Annotated in this window: 16 protein-coding genes; 7 read left to right on the top strand and 9 right to left on the bottom strand. The window is 59.6% G+C overall.

Annotation, left to right across the window (positions count from 1 at the left end; translation table 11 throughout):
* Nucleotides 1-5: 5 nt before the first annotated feature.
* The 3 genes from AB1495_RS13290 to AB1495_RS13300 all read right to left on the bottom strand — a co-directional run bounded on the left by AB1495_RS13290 (nt 6) and on the right by AB1495_RS13300 (nt 3,437).
* Nucleotides 6-872: a carbohydrate ABC transporter permease gene (locus AB1495_RS13290; protein ID WP_005853360.1), complete on the bottom strand. Its 867-nt coding sequence runs from the start codon at nt 870-872 to the stop codon at nt 6-8.
* A gap of 117 nt (nt 873-989) precedes the next feature.
* The gene (locus AB1495_RS13295) at nt 990-2,291 is read right to left on the bottom strand and encodes a sugar ABC transporter substrate-binding protein (protein WP_074634976.1); all 1,302 of its coding nucleotides are present in this window, start codon (nt 2,289-2,291) and stop codon (nt 990-992) included.
* A gap of 114 nt (nt 2,292-2,405) precedes the next feature.
* Nucleotides 2,406-3,437 (bottom strand): LacI family DNA-binding transcriptional regulator, encoded by a 1,032-nt coding sequence (locus tag AB1495_RS13300; protein ID WP_005853365.1) that lies wholly within the window; start codon nt 3,435-3,437, stop codon nt 2,406-2,408.
* 1,292 nt (nt 3,438-4,729) lie between these two features.
* Between AB1495_RS13300 and AB1495_RS13305 the strand changes: the two genes are divergently transcribed.
* On the top strand, nt 4,730-10,390 hold the full coding sequence (locus AB1495_RS13305; RefSeq protein ID WP_244268846.1) for a Hint domain-containing protein: 5,661 nt from the start codon (nt 4,730-4,732) through the stop codon (nt 10,388-10,390).
* Nucleotides 10,391-10,506: 116 nt separating this feature from the next.
* Here AB1495_RS13305 and AB1495_RS13310 read toward each other — a convergent pair whose 3' ends face one another.
* The gene (locus AB1495_RS13310; RefSeq protein ID WP_074634974.1) at nt 10,507-11,109 is read right to left on the bottom strand and encodes an NTP transferase domain-containing protein; all 603 of its coding nucleotides are present in this window, start codon (nt 11,107-11,109) and stop codon (nt 10,507-10,509) included.
* Nucleotides 11,110-11,281: 172 nt separating this feature from the next.
* On the opposite strand from AB1495_RS13310, the gene AB1495_RS13315 reads away from it, so the two are divergent.
* A complete protein-coding gene (locus AB1495_RS13315) occupies nt 11,282-12,649 on the top strand; it encodes a DUF2254 domain-containing protein (RefSeq protein ID WP_074634973.1) in 1,368 nt (455 codons plus the stop codon).
* A gap of 9 nt (nt 12,650-12,658) precedes the next feature.
* Here AB1495_RS13315 and AB1495_RS13320 read toward each other — a convergent pair whose 3' ends face one another.
* A complete protein-coding gene (locus AB1495_RS13320) occupies nt 12,659-13,963 on the bottom strand; it encodes an HlyC/CorC family transporter (RefSeq protein ID WP_064215721.1) in 1,305 nt (434 codons plus the stop codon).
* A 64-nt stretch (nt 13,964-14,027) separates the two neighbouring features.
* Here AB1495_RS13320 and AB1495_RS13325 point away from each other — a divergent pair, with 64 nt between their 5' ends.
* A complete protein-coding gene (locus tag AB1495_RS13325; RefSeq protein ID WP_074634972.1) occupies nt 14,028-14,855 on the top strand; it encodes a metallophosphoesterase in 828 nt (275 codons plus the stop codon).
* Here AB1495_RS13325 and AB1495_RS13330 read toward each other — a convergent pair.
* Genes AB1495_RS13330 through AB1495_RS13340 form a run of 3 tightly spaced genes read right to left on the bottom strand, consistent with a single transcriptional unit; the run spans nt 14,792 to nt 17,480 of the window.
* Nucleotides 14,792-15,766, bottom strand: a complete 975-nt coding sequence (locus AB1495_RS13330) for a site-specific tyrosine recombinase XerD (RefSeq protein ID WP_074634971.1) — start codon at nt 15,764-15,766, stop codon at nt 14,792-14,794. The two genes, AB1495_RS13325 and AB1495_RS13330, sit on opposite strands and share 64 nt — an antisense overlap.
* On the bottom strand, nt 15,766-17,334 hold the full coding sequence (locus AB1495_RS13335; RefSeq protein ID WP_074634970.1) for a hypothetical protein: 1,569 nt from the start codon (nt 17,332-17,334) through the stop codon (nt 15,766-15,768). Before AB1495_RS13335 ends, AB1495_RS13330 begins: the two co-directional genes overlap by 1 nt.
* On the bottom strand, nt 17,331-17,480 hold the full coding sequence (locus AB1495_RS13340; RefSeq protein WP_005853380.1) for a hypothetical protein: 150 nt from the start codon (nt 17,478-17,480) through the stop codon (nt 17,331-17,333). The genes AB1495_RS13335 and AB1495_RS13340 overlap by 4 nt, the downstream gene beginning before the upstream one ends.
* 80 nt (nt 17,481-17,560) lie before the next feature.
* On the opposite strand from AB1495_RS13340, the gene AB1495_RS13345 reads away from it, so the two are divergent.
* Together AB1495_RS13345 and aroB are read left to right on the top strand one after the other, a co-directional pair.
* Nucleotides 17,561-18,151, top strand: a complete 591-nt coding sequence (locus AB1495_RS13345; protein WP_074634969.1) for a shikimate kinase — start codon at nt 17,561-17,563, stop codon at nt 18,149-18,151.
* Nucleotides 18,151-19,266 (top strand): 3-dehydroquinate synthase, encoded by a 1,116-nt coding sequence (aroB, locus tag AB1495_RS13350; RefSeq protein ID WP_074634968.1) that lies wholly within the window; start codon nt 18,151-18,153, stop codon nt 19,264-19,266. The genes AB1495_RS13345 and aroB overlap by 1 nt, the downstream gene beginning before the upstream one ends.
* A gap of 84 nt (nt 19,267-19,350) precedes the next feature.
* On the opposite strand, the gene AB1495_RS13355 is transcribed toward aroB, so the two are convergent.
* Nucleotides 19,351-19,875 (bottom strand): single-stranded DNA-binding protein, encoded by a 525-nt coding sequence (locus tag AB1495_RS13355; RefSeq protein ID WP_005853386.1) that lies wholly within the window; start codon nt 19,873-19,875, stop codon nt 19,351-19,353.
* A 219-nt stretch (nt 19,876-20,094) separates the two neighbouring features.
* Here AB1495_RS13355 and AB1495_RS13360 point away from each other — a divergent pair, with 219 nt between their 5' ends.
* Together AB1495_RS13360 and AB1495_RS13365 are read left to right on the top strand one after the other, a co-directional pair.
* Nucleotides 20,095-20,679: a lytic transglycosylase domain-containing protein gene (locus AB1495_RS13360; RefSeq protein ID WP_064215715.1), complete on the top strand. Its 585-nt coding sequence runs from the start codon at nt 20,095-20,097 to the stop codon at nt 20,677-20,679.
* Nucleotides 20,680-20,852: 173 nt separating this feature from the next.
* A complete protein-coding gene (locus AB1495_RS13365; RefSeq protein WP_074634967.1) occupies nt 20,853-21,380 on the top strand; it encodes a hypothetical protein in 528 nt (175 codons plus the stop codon).
* Nucleotides 21,381-21,416 lie beyond the last annotated feature (36 nt).

The raw sequence follows: 21,416 nt of genomic DNA on the forward strand, positions 1-21,416 counted from the left end.
GCTCCTTATGCGTCGAGGTTCTTGCCAACCATGCGCATCAGGAAGATGGCAACGATATTGGCGAGGATGATGGCATAGACACCGCCGGCAGAGCCGAGCCCGATGTTCTGGCTTTCCAGCACACGCTGGAAGATCAGATAGGTCAGGGTTTTGGTGCCAAAGGCGCCTTGGGTGGTCACGAAAATTTCGGCAAAGATAGAGAGCAAAAAGATCGTCTGGATCAGCACCACCACCGTGATCGCCCGCGACAGGTGGGGCAGAGTGATGAAACCAAAGCGTTTGACGGGCGATGCGCCGTCCATCTCGGCGGCCTCCAGTTGTTCACTGTCCAGCGACTGGATTGCGGTCAGCAGGATCAGCGTCGCAAAGGGCAGCCACTGCCAGCTGACAATCAGAATGATGGATTGCGTCGAGGCTTCGGTCAGCCACACCAGCGGTTCAGCCCCAAACAGGCCCCACAGGTGGGCGAGCAGCCCGTTAACCGGATCCATGAACATGTTCTTCCAGACCAGCGCCGATACGGTCGGCATCACGAAGAACGGTGCAATCACGAGGATCCGAACGATCCCTTGACCCCACATCGGCTGGTTCAGCAACACGGCCAGCAACACACCCAGAACGACGGTGATGAACAGGACGCCGCCCACGATCACCAGTGTCGCCTGAACCGACGGCCAGAAGGCGCTGGACGATACGAAGCGGACGTAGTTGTCAAAGCCGACCCACCCCAGATCACCGCCGCGCAGGGGCAGGTATTTGCGAAAGGAAAAATACAGCGTCATCGTCAGGGGGACGAGCATCCATCCCAGAAGCAGCACGACAGCGGGGGCCATCATCAGACGGGCGGCCGATCGTGAGTGTTGCGTTGCCATTGAATATACCTCCTCCGTTGACGGGCTAGGGCCGTCCCGGACGATCATGCACGTGTTGGAAAAAAGGGGCCAGTCAGCAAGGGGGAGCTTTGCTGACTGACCCCGAGGGCGATCAGATCAGTAGCCGGCGGCTTCCATCTCATCGGTGGTCAACGCTTGTGCGTTGGCCAGGGCTTCATCGACGGACTGTTGTCCTGCCAGCGCGGCAGAGAACTCTTGTCCGACCTGTGTGGCGATGCCTGCAAACTCCGGGATAGCTGCAAACTGCACACCGACGTAGGGCACCGGATCCACGGTTGGCGCGGTGGGATCAGCCGACAGGATGCTGTCCAGTGTCATCTGCGCGAAAGGCACCTTTTTGTATTCGGCGTTTTCGTACAGCGATGTCCGCGTGCCGGGAGGAACATTTGCCCAACCGTCTTTCTCGGCGACCAGCTCAAGATACTCTTTGGACGTGGCCCATTCGATGAATTCTTTCGCGGCGGCTTCGTTATCGGTGCCAGCAGGGATGCCAAGCGCCCAAGCCCACAGCCAGTTGCCGCGTTTGCCTTTGCCGGTGTCAGGTGCCAGCGCAAAGCCGACCTGATCCGCGACGGTGGAATCTGTTGGGTTGGTCACAAAGGACGCCGCAACAGTCGCGTCGATCCACATGCCGCATTTGCCCTGCTGGAACAGCGACAGGTTTTCGTTGAACCCGTTGTTCGCCGCACCCGGAGGGCCCGCGTCGTTCATCAGGTTCACATAGAACTCAAGCGTTTCTTTCCATGCGGGCTGGTCAAACTGCGCGCCCCAGCTTTCGTCGAACCAGCGTGCCCCAAAGGCGTTTGCTGTCGCGGTGAGGAACGCCATATTCTCGCCCCAACCGGCCTTGCCACGCAGACAGATGCCGTTGATGCCGGCGTCACGGTCGGTCATGGCGCGGGCGGCTTCAGCGACGAATTCCCATGTGGGCGCGTCGGGCATCTCCAGTCCGGCTTTCTCCATCAGGTCCTTACGGTACATGATCATGGAGCTTTCGCCGTAGAAAGGGGCCGCATAAAGCGTGCCGTCGACGCTCAGACCGCCGCGCATCGCGGGCAGGATGTCGTCGGTGTCATATTCCGCCGACAGATCGTCCAGCGGAACCAGCCAGCCTTGCTTGCCCCAGATCGGGGTCTCGTACATGCCGATGGTCATGATGTCGAACTGCCCACCTTTGGTGGTGATGTCCGTGGTCACACGTTGACGCAGGACATTCTCCTCCAGCGTGACCCATTCGACCTCGTGGCCGGTTTTGGCAGTAAAATCATCGGTAAAACCCTGCATCCGGATCATATCGCCGTTGTTGACTGTAGCAATTGTGATCGTATCCGCAGAAGCAGCGGCTGCCGTCAAAAGTGAAATGGCGGTCGCCGTTCGAAACGCGTTCAAAACAAACATCTTCTACCTCCCTGATGAGATGTTAGCGACAAGCTTACGGCTATTGATGAACTCGCGTCAATTTGAATTTTACGCGCGTCTAGTTTTGCGATTTAGGTGCTTGTTTTCAATTGCCTAGGCAGATCCCCTGAGCACAAGCTTGCCGTCAAACAGCGTCTCTGTACGCGAATCAAGAGAATCATCTGCCTCGATCAGCGCCAGCAGGGTGGTCGCGCTTTTCTCGGCAATGGCTTCGTAGTCTTGGGACACGGTGGTTAGACGTGGGCAGGTGAAGCGCGAGAAAGGATGGTCGTCATGGCCCGCGACGCGGAAGTCGTGGCCTGCCTCGATCCCGACGCTCATCCCCGCCTCGAAAATGGCGGACAACAGCCCGATGGCCAAACGGTCGTTGCTGCACAGTATTGTTTTCGACGGCAGGCTCCGGTCGCGGATCACGCGGGTGCCTTCGCGAAACCCGATCTCTTCGAATTCCCATCCCTCGCCACCGACCTGGATCAGATGCGGTGTCTGGCCCAGACGTTCCATCGCCCTGACATAGGCCGCCCGCCGTTTATATGCGTTGGGGTTCATCGGGTCTTTCATCTCGAAAAAGGCAGGCGGCTCGCCCGTGCGGCACAGATAGTCAACGATCAGATCAACGCTTTGTTCATTGTTGGAGCCTATGAACGCCTTACCGACCTTTTCGATGTTCGCATCGAACAGGACGGTAGGGACCTCTTCGGTAAAGGTCTGGATCTGCGCGTGATCAGAACTGCGCCCGAAAGCGGCCAGCAATACGCCCGCCGGTTTCAACATGCGCAGGTTTTCCAAGTTCTCCAGCTCCATCTCGGGGCTGCCGTGCGACCCGAGCAGAACGGGCCGGAAGCCCTGCCGCAAGATGTGCTCTTCGATCGTGCGGGCAATCTTGGCAAAGAAAGGGTCGGCCAGATGCGGCACCACGACGCCGATGTTCTTGGTCAAACGGCGGTTCTGGTTCATGGCGTAAAGATTGGGCCGATAGTCATATCGGTCCAGCGCTGCCTCAACCCGTTTGCGGGTGCTGCTACGCACGCTTGTGGGGTCGTTGAAGAACTTGGAAAGCGTCGGACGGGAGATCCCGCTGACGGCGGCAAACTCTTCCATATTCTTGATTTTCCGACTGCTCATCAAACGCTTCTTCTGGTGGTGGCAGAGGCCAAGTGACGACGCCATGTTCCTGTATCTGTTGGATCAGCATACTTGTCGCGCGGTAAATATCACCCCCTAACATCATGAGACAGTGGGATTTTGCTGCGAATTTGACCAAAATACCCTCTTGCGGTTGTAGCGGCAGATGTTCGCTCAAACGCATGTCCTCGTGTCAAACTTATGGTGTCGGGCCTAAATAATCGGCATATGGCATCCCACCTGAGGTACCGAAGACTATCCTTTAGGTGGTATTGCGATTCGGTTTCGCGCTGGCAAACTGGCGGCGTTTTCGAAAAAATGGGCGCGGTCGCAAGCTATTGGTTCCAAATCGCGAATTTACGCGCCGCCACAGTCCCGCCACGCCGAATTTAATCGCAAAGATGGTTTATTGTGTCTGCCTGCGAAACAGTGCCGAGGGCTGGGTTTGGGAAATCATTAAAATTAAGTGAAAAACCCCGGAAAGCATCCGCTCCATCGAAATTCGCGCCCTGAGATGAGAAACAATATGCTACCTATGAGTGCATATTCCGCGCCGCCGTCGAGTCAAAAAAGGCGGAAAAGAGGCGCGTCTGCGAATTCTTGCCATTTTTTCCTTCCAGCAACGTCAACGGGTAGGTAATAAGAACGTGCCCAACTGGGGGGCAAAGTTTTTTAGGTTTCGGGGGCGACCGCATCGAACGCACATGTTGTGCGGGGAAGATGTGTTCGCTTGGCTCTTAAGAGCCGATGAATATACCACTGCCGGTTGCGCGGCAGCGGGCAGCTGTCTTCGGCTGATCCTCCCTTCAGGACGGTAGAGTTCTTTGTGTGTCGTCTGTGACCGCGGAGCTTTGTTAGGGGTATTGTGCGCCGTTTTTTAACGGCCCGCCACGTTGGCGGAAGGAGGAGAAACTGATGGGAAACTGTATCTACAGACCACGACTGCCGGACCGTTCGGGTATGGGTGATGTTGCAACTCTGCGTTGCTCCGCCGCTGCCGACACCGTCTTGATTTCTTCCCCGAAGCGCCGTTTTTGGATCACATCAAGAACACAAATGACCCGTATCCAAACGGCTGCAGATTTGGGCGTGTCACGCGATGCACCCGTCCGCGCGCCGTATGTCTCATTGCAGCAGCGTCGCGGGCAGGGCGTTGCTTTGTCCCGCCTTAGTACCCCGGCACAGAATTGGTGCCATGTGAATTAATAAGCTTCGCCCATGACTGGGCACCCTAGTTTTACGGCTGACGGTACAACCGTAGCGTGCCTGACCTGATTTTGGAGACGACCGATATGACCATCTTTTTGAATAAACTGTGGCTCTTTGGAAAAACCTCGACTGCCGAGGCCGAGAAAACCGCGACCGAGGCTCCGGCCGACGGGCCGAACGGGATCGTGGACGGTAACCAGCAGGGCAACAAGATCGACGCCAGCTATAATGATGACCCAAGCGGAGACCGTGTTGACGGTAACGACGCGGTCTTCGGCAACGTCGGGTCCAATGATGACATCATCCTCGCACGTGGCGGCAATGATACGGTCAACGCGGGTTTGGGGAATGATACGGTCGTTGCAGGGTCGGGCAATGATTATGTTGACGGGGGCAAGGGCAACGACATCCTGATCGGTGATGGCGCGACCAAGGGCAACTACGGCGACACCCGCGAAAGCTTTGAATGGTCCAAGGCACCTGACCCATCTGGGGACGGCTCCGCGATCGACGACAATGATAACCTCAAGGGCGGGTTCACCCAGAATACCGGCACCGTCAACGTCACATTCGAGCTCAAGAGCTTTTCGCCGAAGAACAATGCGGACCAGGAATTCAGCGATAGCAAACAGTTCACCGGCAATGTCGAGGGCGATGCCCACGGCGTGAACGATAACAGCTCCTTTGAATCGCTGGCCAACTGCACCGGCGAAACAAAGTTCGAACTGCGGTTTGACGAGGCCGTTGGCAATGTGTCGTTCAATGTGAACGACATCGACAACAGAGGCGCTGTGAAAGTGCTGGCCTACGACGCATCCGGCAAGATGATCGACGTCGATATGATCGCCAACAGCAGCTCCGGCAAAGTGAAGCTGACGGACAGTGACGGCAAGTTTGGCGTGGACACGGCGACCAGCGAGGGCGGCGACGATTCCCCCTCGTCGAGCAAGTATTCCGTCAACGTGTCCATCGACGGTCCCGTATCGCGGATCGAGTTCATCCACACCGGTGCCACAAGCGGCAACTCGGGCGTCAATGTAACCGACGTGTTCTTTGACAACCCCGCGGCCTTGCTGGCGGATGACGACGGCACTGTCGGCAACGACACGCTGCACGGCGGCGAAGGCGATGACATCATCTTTGGCGATAGCGCCGGCCTGACCAAAGCGCAGCCCGTCTCGAAGACTGTTGAGCCTGTGTCGGGTGCGGATCATACCGTTCTGACGTGGGATCTGGCAAATGTGACGGTGGCTGGCGGTTCAAGCCCCTTCCAGAATAGCGATGTGGGCTCCGGCGATCTGTCTGGCAAGTCGTTCACCATCAACGAAAATTCAGCACCTGTCGCGGTTGGCATCAATGATGACGACGATAAGTTGAATGACAACGACAACTCGCAAACCTTGGCGAAAACCACCAAATTGGATGACAATACCGAAAACTCCGGTGACAAGATCATCCCCGAGTATTCCTATATTGTGCGCCCCGAAGGCGCAGTAGATTCCTCGCAGGATGTGACAGTCTACGTCGTGAACTTTGACGGCGACGATGCCGTCGGTTTCGTGACAGACAAACCGCTGGAAGTCGGCAAATCCTACGATTTCGTCAGCCACAACTCTAACCTGCCATCGATCAAATACGACCACATCGCCAAAACCTATACCGTGAGCGATGACAGCACGTCCCCAACCGATGGCACCGTTGGTGGCGACGATGTGCTGACCGGCGGGAATGGCAACGACACGATCTTTGGTGAAGGCGGCAACGACAGCATCGAAGGCAACGCGGGCCACGATTCGATCGAGGGCAACCACGGCGATGACACCATTTCCGGTGGCACTGGCAATGACACGATCTATGGCGACAACAACACCGGCGGCGCCTCTACGCCCGGCGGCACGACAGAGCGTGAGAGCTTTGAGTGGGACAAGGCACCAGACCCCCACGATACCTCTGCTGTCGATAATAACGACAATCTGGGCGGTGGCTTTGTTCAGGACACGGGCAACGTCAATGTGACCTTCTCGGTCACGGGCAGCAATGAAACACCCGAGACGACATTCTCGACGGACCAGCAAAAGGTGCATTCGATCACTGGCGACGGTCAGGCGACCAATGCCAACAGCTCTTTGGCCTCGCTGGCGAACCAGGATGGCGAGAGCGCGACCTATCGTTTGGATTTCTCCAAGGATGTGACCAACATCAGCTTCCGCATCAATGACATTGATAACGCGTCGAAAGTCGTCATCGTGGCGGTTGGTCCCGATGGGACACGGACGCCGATCAAGGTCGATGCAGGCAGCGGCATCAATGCCCACAACCAAGACGGCGTTGGCGGTTACGAAACCCTGATCAGCGGCGGGGGTAATGGCCCCGATACCGATCCCTACCACTCTGCCCTAGTGAACATCGAAGGCCCGGTCGAATACCTCGAGATTACCCACACGATGGATCAAAGCCTGTCGCCCGGGAACCACGCGGGCATCAACATCACCGACGTCTATTTCGACGCACCCGTGGGCGGCGTTGACGGTGGTGCCGGCAATGACCTGCTGATGGGCGACGACGGCGATGACCTGATCGACGGCGGCGCAGGCAATGACACGCTGTTTGGCGGCGATGATAACGATACGTTGATCGGCGGCGACGGTGATGACCAGCTCACTGGCGGCGAAGGCAAAGACAACATTAGCGGCGGCGCGGGCAAGGATACGATCTTTGGCGGCACCGATGGCGATACGGTTGACGGTGGTGCCGGCGGCTTCAATGCCGACCCTGCGCTGAACACCGACGATGACACGCTTGATCTGACTGGCCTCAATTTCCGCTTGCGTGATCTGGAACCAGATAGCAACGGCAATGGTCAGAACGGTACGGTTGATCTGTACAACGCCGACGGCACATCCGCGGGCTCGTTCAAATTCACCGAGATCGAAAACATCATCGGCGAAGAGATGGCCGGTCCGGTTGATGGTCTGGACAGTGGCGAGGATATGGCCCCGGGCTACACCGATGCCCAAGGCGACCAGATCGACGGCACCGACGGGATCAACGATACGATCTTTGGTAACGGTGGCGACGACACGATCGACAGCGGGTTGGGCGACGATACCGTTGACGGCGGGTCGGGCGACGACACGTTCACGCTGACCGATGGCGTCGATAACGACGTTATCATCGGCGGCGAAAGCGGCGAAACCGACGGCGATGTGATCGACAGTACGGCTGTGGATGACGACCTGACGGTCACTTTCACCGATAAAGAGGAAGGGACACTGACCAACGGGTCCGGCACCACCGAATTCTCGGAGATCGAGAGACTCGAACTGGGTGGCGGTGACGATACGGTCACAGGCTCTGGCGGTGATGAAAATGTCTTGACCGGTGACGGCAACGACGTGGTGAACGCCGGCGGTGGTGATGATACCATCGATGGCCAGGGCGGCAATGATACCATCGACGGTGGTAAATATGATGACAGCCTGATCGGTGGTGACGGCAACGACTCCCTCGTCGGTGGTGAGGGTGACGACGTACTGATTGGCAACAAGCCCGGTGCGATTGGCGTGCCCGACACGGACGTTCCTTTGGTCTCCACACCCTTTGATCAGGATACCAACCCCAACGACGACAAAGACACGCTGATCGGCGGCGCAGGGAATGATACGATTGATGGCGGCGATGATGCCGACTATATCGACGGTGGCGACGATGATGATGTTATCGAAGGCGGCATCGACAACGACACCATCTATGGCGGCAGCGGCAACGACACCATCACGGATGTCCAAGGTGCGGACGAAATCTATGGCGGTGACGGTGACGATCTGATCGAAGCGGGTATCGACACCTTCTCTGATTATGCAAATGATCAGCCGACCGTCGGTGGGCGACCCAACCCATTCTTCAACTCCGGAGATCCGAACAAGGACGATGGTCGTGATTTCGTCGATGGCGGCAGCGGCAACGATACGATCCGCACCGGCGACGACTCTGACACCATCTACGGCGGTACGGGCGACGATTCGATCAACGCGGGTATCGATGACGATGAGGTCTACGGCGACGACGGCGACGACAGCATCATCGGCAGCCACGGGTCCGACAGCCTGTATGGCGGCGAAGGCAATGACACCATCTATGGTGGCTTTGGTAACGAACCGATCGCCGGCTACGAGGGCGAGGAAGTCGACGCCACCGATCCGCAGCCGAACAACGGCAAGGACTATATCGAAGGCGGTGCCGGCAATGACGTGCTGTACGGTGAAGACGACAACGACACCATCCTCGGTGGTGCCGATGACGACTACATCGACGGTGGCATTGACGATGACAGCCTGGATGGCGGTCAGGGCGACGATACGATCTTGGGCGGTCAAGGCAACGACACCATCCGCGGCGCACAGGGCCATGATGAGATTGATGGGGGGGACGGTGACGACTCCATCCTCGCGGGCAATGGCAACGACGACGTTAAAGGCGGTGCCGGGAACGACACCATCGACGGTGGTCAGGGCGATGACACTATCGACGGCGGTGACGGCGATGACTCCATCCTTGGGGGCTTTGGCGATGACTCCATCCTCGGGGGGGCCGGAAACGACACGATCATCGCGGCCGGTGACAATGATACCGTAGACGGTGGGACCGGTGACGACTCCATCAGCGGTGTGCGCGGCGACGACATCTTGTTCGGTGGCGAGGGTGACGACACCATCGACGGCGGTGAGGACAACGACAGCATCGACGGCGGCGACGGCGACGACAGCCTGCTTGGTGGCTTTGGCAACGACACCATCGAAGGCGGTGAAGGCGACGATACCATCAGCGCAGGTGGCGGCGACGACATCATCAGCGGTGGCGCGGGCAATGACAGCCTGCAAGGTAACGACGGGCGCGATACCTTTACCAACGTCAACGGTGGCGACACCATCGACGGCGGTGCCGGCACAGATGCCTCCGACTACGACGTCATTGATCTGAGAGGCGCGCTGAGCCCCGGCGGCGGTTATCGTCTTGAAAACGTCACGCCGGATAATGATGCCGGTGACACAATCGACGGCGACAGCCCCAACGATGGCATCGACGGTACAATCGTCTTTACGGATGCGTCCGGCACTGAGACCGGTCGTCTCGACTTCACCAACATCGAAGAGATCATTCCCTGCTTCACGCCGGGCACCTTGATCGCTACGCCGAAAGGGGAACGTCGGGTCGAAGATCTGGTGGTGGGCGACCGTGTCATCACCCGTGACAACGGTATCCAGGAAATCCGCTGGGTCGGTGCCCGCGAGATGACCGGACAAGAGCTGGCGCATAAAGCGCATCTGCTGCCGGTTCTGATCCGTCAGGGCGCTTTGGGCAACAATCTGCCCGAGCGTGACATGCTGGTCAGCCCCAACCACCGCGTTCTGGTGGCCAACGACAAGACAGCGCTCTACTTCGAAGAGCGCGAGGTTCTGGTCGCGGCGAAACACCTGACCGGTCTGGAAGGTGTTGATATCGTGGAAACCTCTGGCACGACCTACATCCACGTGATGTTCGACCAGCACGAGGTGATCCTGTCTGACGGCACATGGACCGAAAGCTTCCAGCCGGGCGATATGAGCCTTGCAGGCGTCGGCAACGCGCAACGCAACGAGATCCTGGAGCTTTTCCCGGAACTGGCAACGCGCGAAGGGGTGGACGGCTATGTCGCCGCGCGCCGCACGCTGAAAAAGCACGAGGCGAAACTTCTGACGAAGTAAGCGCCACAATATATGCAGCAACAGGCCTGCATCCCCTTGTGGGGGTGCAGGGCGAAGAACGGGGCAGGCGACTGTCCCGTTTTTTTCGTGTTGAGGGGTACGTGGTTAGGGGCCGGTCAGCGCGCCGCGCGCCATGCGGCCCATGCTTCGGGCGTATCAAGGTCCAGTCGCGCGCGGTTGTCCGGCAGGGGGATCAGCAGCGTCTGGTCCTGGGCCTGTGCAATGATCTCTTTCCCGCCGGTGTCACCTTGCATCCGTGCAAAATGATCAAAATGGCAGGCTGCAAATACCGTCGGGTGACCCGGCTTTCCATCCGCCGTCGCACCGCGCCATATCGTGTAATTTGATTTAATATCAACGGCGTGAAAGACGGTGTTCAAGTCATTTTCAGTCAGCTCTGGCAGGTCGGCAAGCAGCACCATCGCGGCAGGCGTACCGGCGGGAAGGGCCGCAAACCCCGCGCGGAGCGAGGCGTTCATCCCCTCTGCCGCATCGGCAACGGGGAGCGCTTCAACCTCCATATCAGCCACAAGCGCATAGCGAGGGTGGGGCGCAGGTGGCAGGGCCACAATGACCGCCCCTCGCGTCGCCGCCCGCGCGATCCGTGCCTGTCGGCGCAGCAGGGGTTCGCCCTCCACGATCTCTTGCAGTTTGTCCCGCCCCCGCATCCGCGAGGATTGCCCCGCGGCCAGCAGGATGATGGGGATGTCATGGCTCATACACCGACCATAGCCAGAATTCCCATCCACCGTAAGAGCATAGCATCACTCCCACCCGCTGATTTGACCTGCATTTTTGAACCATCGGGCGGCATAGGGCGTTGGGCTTGTAAGCCAGGTGATCTCCGCGCAAGCTTGTTGAACATGGCACTTCATGACGCGGATATACCCTATGAACTTTGACTTCCTCTTGCCATCGACACTGCTCCGCAAGGGCCGTGAGTACAGCCGCAAGCTTTGGGTGCGGGTGCTGATCATGGGGTTGTTGGCGGTCTTGTCGCTGCTGCTGAGCATGTTGATCGAACGCTGGATCCCGCAATCGCTCGCGACCTATCTGACCGGCAGTGCGGCGGACCGGTTGCTGTCGATCATCGCCAACGCGATGCTTGCGGTCACCACCTTTTCGCTTAGCGTCATGGTCACTGTATATCGCAGCACCTCGACCCAATGGACGCCGCGCATTCACCGCTTGATCGTTCAGGACCGCACCACCCAGAATACGCTGGCCGTCTTCATCGGGGCCTATGTCTATGCGCTGATCGCCATCATCCTGCGCGAGCTTGGCGTGTTCGACGACAAACGGTCTTTCGTGTTGTTCGTGATGACGGTTATCGTGCTGACGGTGATCGTGTTCAGCCTGATCCGCTGGGTGCTGCATTTGCAGACCTTTGGCAGCCTGATCGATACCTCGCGACAGGTGGAGGATCAGACACGCCGCACCTTCAAGGAACGCCTGCATAATCCCTGCCTCGGGGCCAATCCGCTGACCGGTGATATTCCCGACAGTGCAAAGCCGTTCACCGCAGATGAAAACGGCTATATCCAGCATATCTATCCCGAAGCGTTGAATACCGTGGCGGAAAACCACGGGGTAAAGATCTACCTCAAGCGCAACATCGGCAGCTTTGTTTTCGTCAACGAACCTTTGATGATGATCGATCGCGTGGGGCAGCCCAAGGATGATGAACACACCGATGAAACGCTGCATGCAGGGATCAATGCCAGTATCACCATCGGCGATTTGCGGACCTATGACCAAGATCCGCGCTTTGGTCTCATCGTGATGGGAGAGGTCGCGTCAAAGGCGCTGTCGCCCGGCGTAAATGACCCCGGCACCGCGATCGACGTGATCACCCGCATTGGCCGCATCCTGAGCTTTTACGAGGACGAGACCGAAAGGGACCGCGACGAGGTGCTGGACCACATCTATGTCGCACCGCTGGACCCGTCCGACCTGATGCAGGACGCTTTTGGCGCGTTGGCGCGGGACGGGTGTACGGTGGTCGAGGTGCAGCAGCGGCTTCAAGCCACGCTGAACGGCCTGATGCGGCACCCTGACGAGGGGCTACGCATGGCCGCGCGCAAGGCTGCCGAGCGCCACCTCAGACGCGCGCTTGCCAAGATCGACTTTGAACCCGACCGGGCGCAGTTGATGGAAAGCGCCAGCCAAGACGTGCGCGATGCGGTCCGTGACGCGGTAAAGCACAGTGATACCGAGGATGACGCGCCAAAGATGGACAATGACACCGACACCACTTGAGGGCGGCTTTTACAGGGGGCGGATTTTCAGCTGTGTGATCCGGTTGCCATCGCGGGCGATGACCTCGAACCGGAACCCGTGGAAAGAGAACACCTGATTGGGCGTCGGGATCATCTGCGCTTCGTGGATCACCAGACCGGCGACGGTATTGGCCTCTTCGTCGGGCAAGTCCCATTCCGTGGCGCGGTTGAGGTCGCGGATCGTCATGGCCCCATCGACGAAATATTGCCCGTCCTCGGCCTTGGTCACGCCGTGGTCCGCATCTGGGTCGAATTCATCGGTGATCTCGCCCACAATCTCTTCAAGGATATCCTCGAGCGTGATCAACCCCTGAAGCGAGCCATATTCATCCACCACCAGCGCAAAATGGGTGCGGCGCCGTAGGAACTGGCGCATCTGTTCGTCCAGCGTAGATGTCTCGGGCACGAAATAGGGTTTCATCGCGATATCGGCGATTTTGAACGTCTTGAACGGTTTGTCATCCTCGGCACCGCTGATGTGCTTGTACATGGCACGCAGCAGGTCTTTGGCATGGATCACACCGATGATGTTCTCGGGATCGTCGCGGTAGACGGGCAGGCGGGTGTGGTTGCTTTCCAGGATCTGTTCAAGGATCTGCGAAGGGTCATCGGCGGCATCGATCATCTCGATCCCTGACCGGTGGAGCATGACCTCTTCCACCATGCGTTCGCGCAGATCAAGCGCGCCTAGAATACGGTCGCGGTCTTCCTTCTCTACCACCCCTTCAGAGCGGCCGATTTGGAGCGCCCCCGCGATTTCCTCGCGCACGGCAAGGATGTTGCTGTCGGGGTCGATCGTCACGCCGAAAAGGCGCAGGATGCCGCGGACCAGAAACCGCACGGCTGACACCACGGGGCTGAAGATCAGCACCACCAGCGCAATGGGCCGCGACACGGCTGCGGCGGCGGTTTCAGCATTGGTGATCGCATAGGTCTTGGGCAGAACCTCGGCAAAGATCAGAACCAGCAGCGTCATCACCAGCGTCGCCAGCGCCACACCGGATTCGCCAAAGACCCGCGTGAACAGCGCCGTCGCAAGCGAGGCTGCAAGAATGTTCACAAGATTGTTGCCCAGCAGGACAGAGCCGATCAGCCGCTCGTTATCCTCGGTGATCTTGAGCGCACGTTCCGCCCCCTTGGACCCTTTATCCGCCTGACCCCGCAGCTTGCCCCGCGATGCCGCCGTCAGCGCCGTTTCAGACCCCGAGAAGAAGCCGGAAAGCACCAGAAGGAACAGGATGATACCGCTGCTGATCCAAAATGCGCCGTCTAGGATTGCGGGGGCCGTGTCCATTTGTGAGTATACCTTATCCGTTTGCTCATAGGGTTATGGGCGTGTGTGCGGTTTCATTCAAGGGATGAGCAGGGTGAACCATCAAGATTTGGGAGAATTGAACGGGCCGATTGTGCTGTTCGGCGGGCCATATTCCAACCGGCAGGCGCTTGACGCGCTGTTTGACCGCGCGCGGGCCTTAGGGGTGGGGTCGGACCGGATGATTTGCACCGGCGACGTGGTAGCCTATTGCGCCGATGCCCATGCCGTCAGCGACAGGATGCAGGACAGCGGCATCGCGGTGGTGGCGGGAAATTGTGAAAAGCAGCTTGCCGCAGGTGCGATGGACTGCGGCTGCGGGTTCGAGGATGGCAGCGCCTGCGATCTGCTTTCGGTCGGCTGGTACGGCTACGCCAGCGCGCAGATCACCCAAGCGCAGCGCGACTGGATGGGGCAGGTGCCGGATATCCTCAGCTTTCACCACGCCGGAAAGCGCTATGCCGTGATCCACGGGGGGCACCACGATATCGCCCGCTTTATCTGGCCCGTCTCGCCCGAGGCCCTGTTTGACGCGGAATGGCAGGCGGTTGAGCGCAGCATCGGTCCGGTGGACGGGATCATAGCAGGGCACTGCGGGGTGGCGTTTGAACGGCAGACAGCGCGGGGGATGTGGATCAACGCCGGTGTCATCGGCATGCCGCCCAACGATGGCGCACCGCAGACCCGTTTTGCGGTGCTTGATGCGGGGCAGGTGTTGTTTCACCGGCTTGACTATGACCATGCCGCCGCCGCCGGCGCGATGGTGCAGGCGGGGCTGACCCAAGGCTACCACAAGGCGCTAGAGACGGGTCACTGGCCGTCAGAGGATGTCTTGCCGCCGGAACTGCGCCGCGCCGCCTTGGCCAGCGGATGATTTTCCAGCACCAGCTCGGACAAACGTGCCTCTAGCACATGGGTGTAGATTTCGGTCGTGGCGACATCAGCGTGCCCCAGCATCGTCTGGATCGCCCGCAGATCGGCCCCATTGGCCAGCAGATGCGTTGCAAAGGCGTGGCGTAGGGTGTGGGGGGTAACCTTGGACGGATCAACACCGGCGGTCAGGGCAAATTCCTTGATCAGCAGATAAAAGCGGTGGCGCGTCAGATATCCGGCGCTGCCGCGACTGGGGAAGAGGTAGATCGACGCGGGTTTGCCCTTGGCCTGTGCGGCCTCGTCGGTTCTATCTCGCTGCACCAGCCATGCCGCCAGCGCCTCGCGCGCGGGGTCGGACAAGGGCACCAGACGTTCCTTGCCGCCTTTGCCCATAATCAACAGCAAGCGCGGATCGCCGCGGGCCGCGCTGACCCGAAGGCTCACCAACTCGCTCACCCGCATGCCGGTGGCGTAGAGCAGCTCCATCAAACAGGTGTTGCGCAGCTGGTCCGAGGTGTTGCGCCCCGAGCGGCGCGCCGCGTCGAGCAGCTGGTCAACCGCGTCCTCCGACAGCACCTTGGGCAGACGTTTGTCTTGCCCCGGACCCGCAATCTGGATCGCGGGGTTATCCGTGCGCCACCCTTCTTCAAATGCGAAACGGTACAGCTGTTTGATCGCCGACAGCCGCCGTGCGCGGGTGGATTTGGCAAGCCCCTGCGCGTCGCACCAGACCAGATAGGCTTCGATATCCGCGCGACCGACCGAGACGAAATCCAATGCGCGGCGGGCGAGGAAACTGTCAAAATCCTTCAGGTCGCGCCCATAGGCGAGTTGCGTGTTCGTGGCCGCGCCCAGTTCCGCCGCCTGCGCCTCTAGGAAGGTCGAAATCCAGTGCAGCAATTCGGTCTGCATCAGTTCCGCTCCAGCAGAGACGTTTGCAGGGCAGCCCGGCGTGCGGCATCTTCCAGCCCCAAGGCCCTTAGGGTAGAGATCGCATCGCGCAGGGCAGCCGTGTCACCGCGGGCACCATCCTCTAGAAGCGCAATCGTATGCAGGATAGCGCTGCCCAACTGACCGTTCTGTGCCATCTCGACCAGCCCCTTGCGCGGTGTCGGGGTCGTGAAAGCGCTGGCAATCCCCTGTGCGTGGGGGATGTCGGGCGTGGTTTTCGGGGCCTCGCCGCGCGCGATCTGCGAGAGGAATGTAATCTCTGCCGGTGTCGCATCAGCGTTGGCAACCTGCTCGTAAAGCGGTGACAGCAGCAGGATACGGTCCCGCAGGGCGGCGCTGGCACCGTTAAGGTCGGTGCCCTGTAAATCCTCGGCATAGAGGGTGGCGAAGGTCACTTCGGTTTCGGCCTGCTGCATGGCGCGCCACGCGGGGCGCAGGGCTTTGGCGATTGCCTCTGTATTGCCGCTGGACATGGCCGTGTCGAACCGCTGGAGCGCTTCGACACGGTCCCACACCCCGCCAGAGGCCGCAGGCTCACGGTCGGTATAAATGCCCAGAAACCGGTTGTCGGGCAGGGCCCCGATACGGGTCAGACGCTCCGCCGCATCCAGCTGCGCCTTCCAGCCCGCGATATCGCGCAGATCGGCCACCGCATAGGCGGCAGTCAGGTTCCGCGTGGGCTGCGGCTCTCCGATCGCTTCAAGAAGCCGGAACTTGAGCGGCGTCATCTCGCGCGGGCCGGGCAGGGGCGCGGCCCCTTCGTAGAGGTCAGGGTTGAGGAACCGGTCCAGCAACGACAGATCGCTTTCGGGCAGCAGCGCCAGCGCTTGGGCAGACCCCAGCGTCAGCGCCGCCGTGTCCCATTCCCCCGACCGCGCAGCGCAAAGGATGCGCACGCCATAATCCGTTGTCAGGAAGGGCTTGTCCTTCAGCCGCAGGCAGGCACGATCTTCTGTGCCCAAAAGCAGGCTCACCTGCATCCAGAGGTCAAAGTGATCCGGCGAGGTCTCGACGCCCGCCTGTTCGATCAGCGACATCGCAGGGTCAAGCGCCGCAGCATCCAACAAGGTGCGCACACGGGCGAGGGCAAGCGCATCGCCCTGTTTCGCGTCCCCCTGCGGCGCGGTTGCTTGCGCAAGCAGCAGGGTAAACAGCAATGAATGGGCCACGGGCAGGTGAAGCTCTGGCAGACGGTCAAGCTGATGCGCGATGTCTTCCGCGGTGCTGCCTGTCCATAGATCCTGCGGCAGCCCTGTCACCTTGGTTGGCACCAACCCGATGGCGCGCGGCCCGCCTTTGCCCAAGGGGGCCACGGTCACGACAGGGGGCAGCGCGGTCTGCGCCACGGGGGCCTCGTCCGGCTTTACGGGGGCCTTGCGCGTCGGTTGCGGCGTCTTGGGACGTTCGCCGAGCCAGTCGATCACCGACAAAGGTGCGTTCCGGTCATTCTGCGCCGCGGTTTGCGCGGCGACACCAAGGGGGAGGGCAATCAGGCAAAAAACGCTTAGCTGCCTGACAAATCGGATCATTGCTGCTCCAACGTCACGGATTCGCGGATTTCGACCTGGGGTGGTGCAAAGTCCGCCCCGAAGAAGGGCCCCACATAGGCATAGACCGCAAGGCCGATGAACCCGATAATTGCGAGGTAAATCAGAAACTTGATCAGCTTGCCCATGGAATCCGCCTGCTTTCTTCTGCATCTTTTGACTATTCTATATATGGCCTTTTGGGCAAGATCACGTCATTCACACAAGAATGAGCGAAATTCAGCAATCCCCAGCCGATACGGCCCAAAACACCCCTCGGTACCATCTTAAGAAGACGGTTGTCATGGTGGGTATGATGGGAGCAGGCAAAACCGCCGTGGGCCGCGCTTTGGCCGCGAAACTCGGCGTGCCCTTTGTGGACAGCGACCACGAGATAGAGGCCGCTGCCAATCTGACCGTGCCCGAAATCTTTGAGCGCGACGGCGAGCCTTTCTTTCGCAAGCGCGAGACCGAAGTCATCTCGCGGCTACTGGATAAAGAGCCCGGCATCCTGTCGACCGGCGGCGGTGCCTTTCTGGCGGAAGCCAACCGCGAGAATATCTCGGCCCGCGGGGTGTCGGTGTGGCTGGATGCCGACCTTGATCTGCTGTGGAACCGTGTGCGGCATAAAACCTCGCGCCCGTTGCTGCGCACCGCCGACCCGCGCGGCACCCTGACCGAGCTTTACGAGAAACGTGTGCCGATCTACCGGCTTGCGGATATGACAGTTGCCAGCACGCCGGCGCTGTCGATTGACGCGATGGCGCAGCGCGTGGTGGGTGCGCTGACGGATCGTCCAGATGTACTTGAGGTGCTGTGATGCAAGAAACGGTTCATGTCGGTCTTGAGGGCCGCGCTTATGATGTGGTGATCGGCCCCGATCTGCTGGCGCAAGCAGGCGCGTTGATTGCCCCGCTGTTGCGCCGCAAACGTGTTGTGGTGGTCAGTGATGAAACGGTTGCGGCGCACCATCTGGACAGTTTGCGCGCCGGACTGGACGCCGCTGACATCAGCGCCGAGGCGCTGGCATTGCCGCCGGGCGAGGCCACAAAATGCTGGGCAGAGCTGACCCGCACGGTCGATTGGCTGATGGATCAGAAGGTCGAACGCAACGATATCGTGATTGCCTTTGGCGGCGGTGTCATCGGTGATCTGGTGGGCTTTGCCGCCGCGATCCTGCGCCGTGGTGTGCGCTTTGTGCAAATCCCGACCTCGCTTCTGGCACAGGTCGACAGCTCGGTCGGGGGCAAGACGGGGATCAACGTATCACAGGGCAAGAACCTTGTCGGCGCGTTTCATCAGCCGTCCCTTGTATTGGCCGATACGGCCGTGCTTGGCACATTGCAGGCGCGTGATTTCCTCGCCGGATATGGCGAGGTCGTCAAATACGGGCTGCTGGGGGATGCGGCCTTCTTTGACTGGCTCGAAGTGAACGCTCCCGCGATGGCCGCTGGCGATATGGCGCTGCGCGTAGAGGCGGTGCGCCGGTCTGTCCAGATGAAGGCCGATATCGTGCTGCGCGACGAAAAGGAACACGGCGATCGCGCGCTTTTGAACCTTGGCCATACCTTTTGCCACGCGCTTGAGGCGGCGACGGGCTATTCCGACCGGTTGCTGCATGGCGAAGGTGTGGCGATCGGCTGTGCGATGGCGTTTGAATTGTCCGCCCGTTTGGGGCTTTGCGCGCAAGAGGACCCCAGCCGCGTCCGCGCGCATCTGCGGGCCATGGGGATGAAAACCGACCTGCGCGACATCGACGGAGATCTGCCGGACGCCGCCTATCTGCTTGATCTGATGGGGCAGGATAAAAAGGTCATCGACGGCAAGCTGCGCTTTATTCTGGCCCGTAGCATTGGCGATGCATTTGTCACCGCCGATGTCCCCAAGGACGCGGTGCTAAAGCTGCTGGATGAGGCGCTGGCTGAACGCCACTAGGGGCGACGCCCACCCATTTTAAGTCAAGACAATGAAAAAGGCGGGGAATTCCCCGCCTTAACTATGTCTGGTATCAAATTGATATCAAAACGGAATTTCATCATCCAGATCGCGCGAGGAACCGCGACCACCGTCGTTGCCGCCGCCCGAGGGGCCACTGTCATAGCCGCCGCCGTAGCCGCCTTGATCCGATGGGCCGCTGTCGTAGCCGCCACCGCCGCCGCCGTAGTTGCCACCACCACCGGAACCACCACCGTCGCGGCCATCGAGCATGGTCAGCGTGCCGCCAAAGCCCTGCAGGACAACTTCTGTGCTGTATTTATCTTGACCGGACTGATCTTGCCATTTGCGCGTTTGCAGCTGGCCTTCGATATATACTTTGGAACCCTTCTTCAGGTATTGCTCTGCAATGCGCACAAGCCCTTCCTGAAAGATCGCCACCGAATGCCATTCGGTCTTTTCGCGGCGCTCGCCGGTGTTGCGGTCTTTCCATGTCTCGGATGTCGCGATGCGCAGGTTGCACACTTTGCCGCCGTTCTGGAACGAACGCACTTCGGGATCGCGCCCCAGATTCCCGATTAGGATCACTTTATTCACTGAGCCGGCCATGATGCCCCCATTTGCTGCAAGTTTACGGGCCACGCGCGAATCCCGCACGCACCTTGGATTGGCCGACGTTATACCCAGCAGGGATTGCGATAAACAGGGGGGAGGCGGGATTATCGCCGTTGCGACCCACGCAGATGTGACAGGGGCAATAAAGGGTGGCACCAACGGGTCAGTTTGATATGGTCTGCGGGAATTGAGACTGCGTGGGGCAGGGACAATATGCGAATTTTATTAACGGCGGCGCTGTGCTGCCTTTCTGTGGGCGCAGCACCGGTTGCTGCCGATGTGTTTTCATCCAAGAACCGGACCAAGCTTTTTGCGTCCCAGACCAAGATTTTGGACACACGGGCATCAAAACAATATGCGGCCTCTGTCCGGTTGCAGCCACAACGCGTGGTCACCCCGACAAAATGGGACACACCCAAATATCGCGGCAAGTACAAGGGCGTCTATCTTGGCATGGCGCGCGAAGCCGCGATGCGCCACGGCATTCCGGCGGACCTTTTCCTGCGCCTCGTGCAGCAGGAAAGCGGCTGGAACCCTGCGGCGCGGTCGCATAAAGGCGCGCTTGGTCTGGCGCAGCTTATGCCGGAAACGGCGCGGATCCTGCGCGTGGACCCGACCGACCCCTACGAGAACCTTGATGGCGGTGCACGCTACCTCAAGCGTCAGTATCAGGCGTTCGGGTCATGGAACCTCGCGCTTGCGGCCTATAACGCGGGGCCGGGGGCGGTGAAGAAATACGGTGGCATCCCGCCCTACGCCGAAACCAAGAACTATGTGAAGGTGATCGCGGGTCTGTGATGCGCCGCGATAAGTGGCTCTGAATAAAGTATATTTCGCCGCAGCATGCTGATTTCCGCTTGCCGTTTTTCGCGGCGATGGAACCATATCGCCACGGCTGATGTTCCCTTTCCACAGCGTCAGCAGGTCGTCTTCTACGGTCTGCGCGCATCAGAAAGATAAGGAGCATTCGCATGTTCAACTCAGTTAAATCGATCGCCTTGGCCACAGGTGTAAGCTTGGCCGCATTGTCCTCTGCCGCATTTGCGGACGAAAAGGTCGCCTTCTCCGCGATTGACGTAAGCTCGTCGATCAACGCCGCGCAGGACGCTAACGCGATGGAATATTACCCCCAGATCACCGAGGATCTGAAAGCCGCCGTGGCCGCCCGCGTCTTGGGCAGCGATGACGCCAGCGATCCGACGATCAACATCGACATCCGCAAAATCTCGCTGGATGGGGATACGATGCTGAGCGATAGCCAAGAATTTAACGAGATCGAAGGTGTGGTGGACATCACATCACCCAATGAATCGATCGGCGCACGCAGCTTCCCTGTGAACGTCGCCGCCTATTCGGTCGATCAGGTCGTGCCCGAGGGCTATGTCGCCGTGTCCCCGACCGAGGGTGTGTTTTACGAAGTCATGATCAACGGTTTTGCCGATGAGGTGGCCGAACAGGTCGGCAATCTGAACACCGCAGGTAGCGGCGTCAGCAAATAAGCCACCCTGCCTCGATCAGGCAGAAGCGGCCATCGC

This window comes from Sulfitobacter pontiacus (genome assembly GCF_040790665.1).
GTDB lineage: Bacteria > Pseudomonadota > Alphaproteobacteria > Rhodobacterales > Rhodobacteraceae > Sulfitobacter > Sulfitobacter pontiacus.